Origin of the sequence: Microcystis wesenbergii FACHB-1317 (assembly GCF_014696875.1) — a bacterium.
In the GTDB taxonomy this organism is placed as follows: Bacteria; Cyanobacteriota; Cyanobacteriia; order Cyanobacteriales; family Microcystaceae; genus Microcystis; species Microcystis wesenbergii_A.
Genome location: NZ_JACJQV010000061.1, coordinates 1 through 8,262, shown reverse-complemented (window position 1 = coordinate 8,262; position 8,262 = coordinate 1). Strand labels below are relative to the sequence as shown.

Annotated in this window: 7 protein-coding genes and 2 pseudogenes; 7 read left to right on the top strand and 2 right to left on the bottom strand. The window is 44.3% G+C overall.

Going from position 1 to position 8,262, the window contains the following annotated elements:
* The 5 genes and pseudogenes from H6F92_RS02840 to H6F92_RS02820 form a co-directional block, all read left to right on the top strand.
* Nucleotides 1–131, top strand: a pseudogene (locus H6F92_RS02840) (IS5 family transposase); the annotation flags it as partial.
* Between the two features lie 18 nt (nucleotides 132–149).
* Nucleotides 150–677, top strand: a pseudogene (locus tag H6F92_RS02835) (HNH endonuclease); the annotation flags it as partial.
* Between the two features lie 182 nt (nucleotides 678–859).
* Nucleotides 860–1,444 (top strand): sigma-70 family RNA polymerase sigma factor, encoded by a 585-nt coding sequence (locus H6F92_RS02830; protein WP_190356719.1) that lies wholly within the window; start codon nucleotides 860–862, stop codon nucleotides 1,442–1,444.
* Nucleotides 1,444–1,818, top strand: coding sequence for a hypothetical protein (locus H6F92_RS02825; RefSeq protein WP_190356718.1), 375 nt, complete (start codon nucleotides 1,444–1,446; stop codon nucleotides 1,816–1,818). Before H6F92_RS02830 ends, H6F92_RS02825 begins: the two co-directional genes overlap by 1 nt.
* Before the next feature lie 20 nt (nucleotides 1,819–1,838).
* Entirely contained in the window at nucleotides 1,839–2,339 is a 501-nt protein-coding gene (locus tag H6F92_RS02820; protein WP_190356717.1) for a Spy/CpxP family protein refolding chaperone, read from the top strand.
* Nucleotides 2,340–2,370: 31 nt separating this feature from the next.
* On the opposite strand, the gene H6F92_RS02815 is transcribed toward H6F92_RS02820, so the two are convergent.
* Nucleotides 2,371–3,117, bottom strand: a complete 747-nt coding sequence (locus tag H6F92_RS02815) for a hypothetical protein (protein WP_190356716.1) — start codon at nucleotides 3,115–3,117, stop codon at nucleotides 2,371–2,373.
* A 248-nt stretch (nucleotides 3,118–3,365) separates the two neighbouring features.
* A complete protein-coding gene (locus tag H6F92_RS02810; RefSeq protein WP_190356715.1) occupies nucleotides 3,366–4,517 on the bottom strand; it encodes an NAD-dependent epimerase/dehydratase family protein in 1,152 nt (383 codons plus the stop codon).
* Between the two features lie 567 nt (nucleotides 4,518–5,084).
* Here H6F92_RS02810 and H6F92_RS02805 point away from each other — a divergent pair.
* Both H6F92_RS02805 and gloB read left to right on the top strand, forming a co-directional pair.
* Complete coding sequence (locus H6F92_RS02805; protein WP_190356714.1) at nucleotides 5,085–6,935, top strand: polysaccharide deacetylase family protein; 1,851 nt, start codon at nucleotides 5,085–5,087, stop codon at nucleotides 6,933–6,935.
* A gap of 45 nt (nucleotides 6,936–6,980) precedes the next feature.
* Nucleotides 6,981–7,754, top strand: a complete 774-nt coding sequence (gene gloB / locus H6F92_RS02800; protein ID WP_190356713.1) for a hydroxyacylglutathione hydrolase — start codon at nucleotides 6,981–6,983, stop codon at nucleotides 7,752–7,754.
* Nucleotides 7,755–8,262: the final 508 nt, after the last annotated feature.

Genomic DNA, 8,262 nt, shown 5'->3' with positions numbered 1-8,262 from the left:
GTCGTCTCAAAATATTTCGGATACTTTCATCAAGATACAGAAATCGCAGACGGCGATTTGGTCTGAGATTGAATTTGATTGCTGGTATCTACAATTACGAACTTCGTTACCGAGAAAAATATATATCTTGATTACTTTTGCAAGAGATCTTATCAAGATGCGGTAAAGCGGACTACGAAAAACTGAAAAACTACTTTAGACCGGGTACAGTTAAACTCAGCAACGGGAAAGAAAGACAAGAATCTTGGTTATTTCAAACTAAAGACGGTCTCTATCTATGGAAACATAATTGGACACCAATTGTCAGACATACCCTAATTCGCCCCGACGCTTCACCTTACGACGGAAATTGGACTTACTGGGCGACCAGACGAGGACAAGCAATCGACACGCCTACTAGAGTAGCTAAACTACTTAAAAAGCAACAAGGCAAGTGTAACCGATGTGGGCAGTATTTCACCCCATCGGATTTAATCGAAGTTGACCACATTCACTCTTTAAGCTTAGGTGGAAAGGATGAATATAAAAACCTTCAATTACTACACCGCCACTGTCACGATGATAAATCGGCATCTGATGGAAGCCTAGAATCATCTACATTTTAGTTAATATAGATAATACTAGACCAAACCAAAAGAAGTCAAGCTGTATCCTTAACAAGGGAACAATCAAACTAGGAGCCGTGTGAGGTGAAAGTCTCATGCACGGTTCTGAATGGGAGGGGAGGTCGGTGACGACCTTCTCGACCCCTAATCACTGAATCACTGATAACTGATAACTGATAACTGATAACTGATAACTGGTTATGAACCATTCTTGACACCCCCTAGTCTAAAGGGACAGGCATCCAGGGAGGGTAATGATCAGGGTGATAACCAATAAGCAAACAAGTGTGAGCGATCGAGAGTTAGTTTTAAAATGTCAAAGGGGTGATCGGGGTGCTTTTCGTCACCTTTACCGTCTTTATCAACCAAAAATCCGCTCTACTCTCTATCAACTCTGTGGACAGGAATTCCTAGAGGATTTTGTCCAAGAGGTATTTTTAAGAGTGTGGCACGGGTTGCCGAAATTGCGTTCACCTGAATACTTTTCCACTTGGGTTTATCGGATCACTTGCAATGTGGCGATCGATGGCCGCCGACAATTAGCCAAAAGACAAATGAGGATGGCCAAAAGCACTGATCAGGAAAACCCCCTTGATAGCGAATCCCGTCCCCAAGATAGTCCCGATTTGATGCAACTGCATTATGAGGAAGTGGTCCGACAAGGGTTGGAAATTCTCAGTTTAGAACATCGCGCTGTCCTTGTCCTTCACGATCTAGAGGACTTACCCCAAAAGGAAATCGCTCAAATCTTAGAAATTCCCCTCGGTACCGTGAAATCACGTCTTCATTATGCGCGTAAAACCATGGGTCAATTTTTGCAAAAACAAGGAGTTCTCTAATGTCCCCAGAAGATGACAAAGTGGTTAATTTTCTGCGTCGCTATCGTCCATCGCTGCCACCTCGACCGATAGATGAAGAAGAACAGTTAATGCAAATGATTAGGGAAGAAAAGCCGGTAAATTTCCCAAAATTGCTGCCTTTATTGGGTTTGATAACTGGTATTACTGCCTTATCGTCCCTGATTTTTACTTCCTATCGTTGGTCTCATCCTCATCCACAACTGGGACAAATTTCTGACGAGGAGTTAGAAGCTTTTTTAGTGGAGAGTTGGAACCATAGCATCGCTCCACCGATTGCTGCTCCTAGCGTTTATAGTTCCCCTTGGATGAGCTTAAACGAGCCTCAACTCACCTATTCTACCTATAATCCTTAATTTCTTTGTGGAGGTCAATTATGTCCCTTTCTACTGTCTCGATTCTCGGCACGACCATGGCTTTAACTCTAGCCGCTAACTTGGCCCCAAGTGCCACTGTGCTATCCTATCCCCAAGATGGTCTATTTATTGCTCAAACTAGCTCTCCCCAGCGTCCTGAAAATCGTCCCCGTCGGATGAATAATTCTAGAGAAGGACTAATTGAACAATTAAACCTTACCGATGACCAAAAGTCAAAAGTTGCCGCTATTCGTCAGAAATATCGGGGACAAATCCAAAAATTGCAAGAAACCATTAGAAACAACGAACAAGAATTAAATAGTTTATTATCGAATAATGCCTCCGATCGAGAGTTCCGTTCTAAACATCAGCAAATCTCCCGCAATCGCCAAGAAATCAGTAACCTGCAATTTGAGAGTTTTTTGGAAATTCGTCAAGTGTTAACTCCGGCTCAAAGAACGGAATTTTCCCAGTTAATGCGGGAACGTTGCCCTAATTTCCCCAATTGCGGACGACAATAATTCCCATCAGTTCGGATTAAGGAACTCCCGCCTATTTTTTCACTTTCTTGGCCTGATATTGTCGGCGAAAATATTGGAATGTTCTTTGTCCGAACAGTAAAATACTGAAAAATCCTAAGCTGGCGATCGAGTTTGATTCCGATACATTAACTGGCTGCCCAGGATTAAAACGATCGAACGGAATCAGAGAAGTGGAAATACCCGAATAATTGATGGAGCCTCCTGAAAACCCATTAACCGTTACTCCTGCTGAACCCCAATTACCCCAATTATCGATTGAACCCCAATTACCCGTGATTACTCCTGCTGAACCCCAATTTTCGCCCACAGGATTTCTAATTTCTGGGTCGGGATTTGTGGTTGTTTCTCCCGGGGGGTCAAAAGTAAATGAGGGACCTGATTGAAGGTTATTATTAGGGATATTGTCAAGGCCGAATAAATCTCGGTTAACAACAATACTTACCCATTCGCCATTACTCAATTGTAATTGACAGGTAACGCTTCTATTGCTGGCTAGGGAGCTGCCGATATCTCCGCTCTCGGCCAGACAGTTTTCGTCAATTCCTATGATATCGTCAGAAAAAAGTGAGAGACTATTTAAAATTCCTAAAAGCTGATCAAGGGAAATATTTTCTAGGTCTAAATCTGCCAAACTTTCCGATAATATGGATTGCCAATTGATTGGTTCCGTTAAAGAATTTTTGTCTTGATCACAACCCGTAGCAATTAAACCACAAAGTAACAAGGGAGCCAGTTTTTGCCAAGCTAGTTTTCTCATATTTTTTGAGGATTTGCGATGGTGATTAGAAAAATGTAAGTTACAAAATAGGTTTTTAGAAGCGATTGATTAGCCATAGGCAAATAATCCTAAGACCAAAGGAGGGATTGAGAAGTTAAAAAAATTAATCTTGCCTGAGTGTATCCTAACACGAGCAAAATCTGCTGACAACTGCAATGCTCGCTTTCCCCAGAAAAACGGAAAGGATGGGTTATTTGCCCATCCTTAACTTATCATCTACTAATAAATTATCGTTTCCAAGTGACCTTTGGTAGGATATGATTCATATCTACCCGATTTTTATACTTGGTGGCGAAGTTCAGGAGGGAATCGAGGAGAGAATCGGAGAGATAGTGAGGTTGTAGGCCTAGATCGAGTAATTTTGTGTTTTTAGCGTTAAAATAATGTTCCTCTAACTCGATGCGCGGGTTGTCAAGATTGTTAATCTCCACATTTAACCCTAACGCAGAACCAGCTTTTTTCACCATCAGTGCCAAGTCACCGACGCTAAACAGTTCGGTAAATTGGTTAAAAACGCGGAATTCCCCCGATTGAGCGGGATTAGCGATCGCTAATTCCAAACAACGCACGGTATCGCGAATATCTAAAAATCCCCGCGTTTGGCCACCTTTACCGTACACTGTTAGGGGATGACCGATCGCCGCTTGAATACAAAAACGGTTTAAAGCAGTACCAAAAACCCCATCGTAATCGAGACGGTTAATTAACATCTCATCCATTCCTGTCTCTTCGGTGAGGACTCCATAAACCACCCCTTGATTGAGATCTGTGGCTTTTAAACCCCACATCCGACAGGCAAAATGGATATTATGGCTATCGTGGACTTTGCTGAGATGGTACATACTACCGGGCTGTTTGGGATAGGGTAAAGTATCCTTACGACCGTTATGTTCGATCGTGATGTAGCCTTCTTCAATATCTATATTCGGTGTGCCATACTCACCCATGGTTCCCAGTTTCACTAGGTGCGCGTCGGGAAATTCCTCTTTCATCGCGTAGAGGATGTTTAAATTGCCAACCACGTTGTTAACTTGGGTTAAAACCGCGTGTTCGCGATCAATCATGGAGAAGGGTGCAGATCTCTGTTCTCCAAAGTGAACAATGGTGTCTGGTTGAAACTGTCCCAGGGATTGAATCAGAAAGTCGTAGTTATTGATATCCCCGACAAAAAGATCGATCGATTTTCCTGTTAGATCTTGCCAGCGTTGAATCCGATGAGATATGGGTGCGATCGGTGTTAAGGTATCGCAGCCTAATTGTAAGTCCCAATAGCGACGAACTAAACTATCAAGTATGCCTACTTCGTAACCTCTATTTGATAGATGGAGTGCCGTTGCCCAACCACAATAGCCGTCTCCGCCAATAACCAAAACTCTCATACAATATCTGTAAAGTTTATATACTCGTCTTTGGTAACTCTAGCAGTTTTGTGTCACGCTTTACCAGTTTAATCCCCCTGAACATAGCGGGGTGTAGGGTGTAGGGTGTTAGGGTGTAGGGTGTTAGGGTGTGGGGTGTGGGGTGTGGGGTGTAGGGTGTGGGGTGTAGGGTGTGGGGTGTAGGGTGTGGGGTGTAGGGTGTAGGGTGTGGGGTGTAGGGTGTAGGGTGTGGGGTGTGGGGTGTAGGGTGTGGGGTGCAGGGTTTAGGGAAATAGGGAGAATCAATAAAGGTAGTCTATTGACAACTGCTCACTGATTACCACTGTCCACTGAAAACTCAAATCTGCTCACTGATAACTGATAACTGATAACTGATAACTGATGAGGGTGTTCTAGAAAACTTGACAAGGGAACAGATTATAGGGAAACTCAGCTTGTAATCGGTGGGCTTTGCTGACGAGAAAACAAAAGCCAAAAATCTAGATAAAAAGCAGTTTTTTCGGTAAATCAGGGACTATCTGCTTTTTTACTTTTTCTTTTTTACTTTTTACTTTATTACTTGATCTTATGCGTTGGCAAGCTCGGCAAAAATCTTCGTTTCCATTGCTTCCCCTATACGGATTTTTGGCATTTATCGTCGTTTGTCTGATTATTTGGGCAAGTTCTCTCTATCCTCGTTCTAATGCTCTGGTGGGGGGTGATTCTCTCCCCGCACCTTTTAGGGAGTTTCAACCGGAATGCGCGGATTATGTCCTAGAAAATAGTTCTTTTAAGGATATATCGAGAATTTTTGATTGTAAAACCTATAAAAACATCTCTGATCGCGTGATTTTTTCCCTATCTCTCCAAAAAAACGATATTAGTCTCGATAATTGGCCAAATAACTCGGCAACAGCGATCGAATTAGCACCCTGGCCGGAAATTCATCCCCGCGCTCAAGGGACAAAAGTACCGATTTTAATGTATCACGACATTTTACCAAAAAAAGAGGTATTTTTTGACGTTACTCCCGGCGAATTAGAGGCACATTTTCAATTTTTGCAGGAAATCGGGGCAACTCCTATCAGTATCGATTGGTTAATTTCCCATCTGCGGACAGGTATCCCCCTTCCTGCTAAACCGGTTTTATTGACTTTTGATGATGGTTATGGGGGACATTACCAGTATGTCTATCCTTTATTGAGAAAATATGGCTATCCTGCCGTTTTCTCGATTTATATCAATAAAATGACTCAAAAAACTGGCAGAACCAGTGTCACTTGGCAACAACTCCAGGAAATGGCCGCCGATCCTCTAGTCCAAATTGTCTCCCATAGTGTTAGTCATCCCCGGGATTTAAGATTATTGTCCGATGCAGATTTGGAGCAAGAAGTCAAGCAATCGAAACAAATCTTAGAAAAAGAATTGGGCATTACCGTTAATTATTTCACCTATCCGGAAGGGAAGGCGGATGATCGAGTGAAGGAATTCGTCAAAAAAGCGGGTTATCGGGCGGCTTTATCGATGAATGACCTCGATGAGCATTTTGCTGGACAATCCCCCGATTTACTCACTATTGGACGCTTTGGGCAATCGCGCACGCGAGAAGTTGTACCGCAAGCTTGGGGGGGTGATCCCTTACCCCGTACCGATGGCGGTTTTAACTTTGCCACCACCATCCAAAAACGGGAAGTGGAATTTCCAACTAATACACTTGTTCTGATTAGTGGCGGGATTCCCAAAACCATCCACGCTGATAGTCGTTATCAAGTGGAGGAAATTATCGCTGGCACAGAAGCGATCGCAGCTGTAGATGGCGGTTTTTTCTCTCTCAAGGAATTGGACTCAAATCAGATGATCGGGCCGGTTTTAAGCCAAAATGGCGGCTTTATCCCGGGATATGAAGGGGAAATCGGCAAGTTAGAGGGTCGTCCTTTAGTAATCATTACCGATCGATGGGTGCGTTATCTTCCCTTTGATCCTGCTCGTCATAATACCCTAGAAGGAATCGCAGCCGAGGCCGGAGATGATCTCAAGGTTACGGATGCTTTTGTCGCAGCCGCTTGGTTAGTCAAAGATGGACAACCGCAACCGCGAGAGTCCTTTGGTACACTTTACGGTTTTGATGCCCTGCGTCATCGGGCTTTTTGGGGGATTAATCAGGCAGGACAGCCAGTTATCGGGGTTTCCCGAGAGCCGATCGATTCGATGGCTTTGGGAGAATTATTAGTACAGGCAGGCTTTCGGGAGGCGGTGATGTTGGATTCAGGAGCAAGCACCTCCCTCGCTTATCAGGGCCAATCGCAAGTGCATTATACTCCCCGTCCCGTTCCCCACGTTGTCGCTTTATTTCCCCCCACAGAAACCTATATTGTTCCCATTAATCATGTGGGGATTCCCTGCGTAATTTTTGCCGATTCCTGTCCTGCGGGGAGTTAGGTTAGCACTATATGATCGAGTTAAACCTTAGCCCAAGATTCTACCATGGAGATCGAACGTCTTAACGCCCTTTCCGATAATTATATTTTCCTCCTCTACGATCGAGCGCAAAAAATTGCGGCCGTGGTGGATCCAGCCGAACCTGAACCCGTTTTCAGGCGATTAGAGGCTTTACAGGTGGATTTAGTCGCTATTTTCAATACCCATCACCACGGCGACCATGTGGGGGCTAATCAGGCTTTAATTAATCGTTATCCCCATCTTTGTGTTTATGGGGGAAAGGAGGATCGCGGTCGCATTCCGGGCCAGCAGCTGTTTTTAGAGGAGGGGGATCGGGTGGAATTTGCCGGTCGCTGGGCCGAGGTTTTCTTTGTCCCCGGCCACACTCGCGCTCATATTGCCTATTATTTTCCCCCGGTTAACCCCGGAGATTACGGCGAGTTATTCTGTGGTGATACCCTGTTTTCTGGGGGTTGTGGTCGTTTATTTGAGGGAACACCGGGCCAAATGGTGGCTTCTTTAACTAAATTGCGATCGCTGCCTGACCAGACCAGGGTTTGGTGCGCTCACGAATATACGTTAAATAATTTAAAGTTTGCCTTGACAGTTGACCCTAATAATGCTGCTCTGCAACAGCGTTATCGGGAAGTGGAGAAAGATCGCGCTGAAGATCTGCCCACGATTCCAGCAATTTTGGGGACGGAAAAGCTGACTAATCCTTTTTTGCGTTGGGATAGTCCCGCTTTGGCAATGACCATGGATAGCAACGAACCAGTACAAGTGTTTGCACGGCTGCGGGGGAAAAAAGATAATTTTTAGGAGTGGTTAGGGTTTGCTGAAAAAGTACGGGCGAAGCATTCGGATAGAAAATCTACGGTTTCACCGATAGGTTATTGCCCGAATGCTTCGCCCCTACAGGACGCGGGCCGATGAAGATGCAAGGTTTTGAACGACGATTCTCTCAAAATCTTGCACCTGTTTCGCGAGAAAAGCCCCAAAACCCTTACTTTGCCTACATTTCACATTTATTCAGCCAACCCTAAGTAAGTAGGTGTTAAAAACTGTCAAAACCCCCCTGATTAAGGGGGGTAGGGGGGATATCCCCTGATTAAGGGGGGTAGGGGGGATATCCCCTGATTAAGGGGGGTAGGGTTGATTGATGGTAGGGTTGATTGATGGTAGGGTTGATTCATGAATCAACCCTACAGGGGGTAGGGTAGGGCTGATTCATTCTCTAGTTTGATTCCTTGTTTGTCTGTCTTCAATCGCTTACGGGGCAAGCAAAGCAAGGCATTTTAAAAATTTTTCAGATATTTGTTCTGAGAAA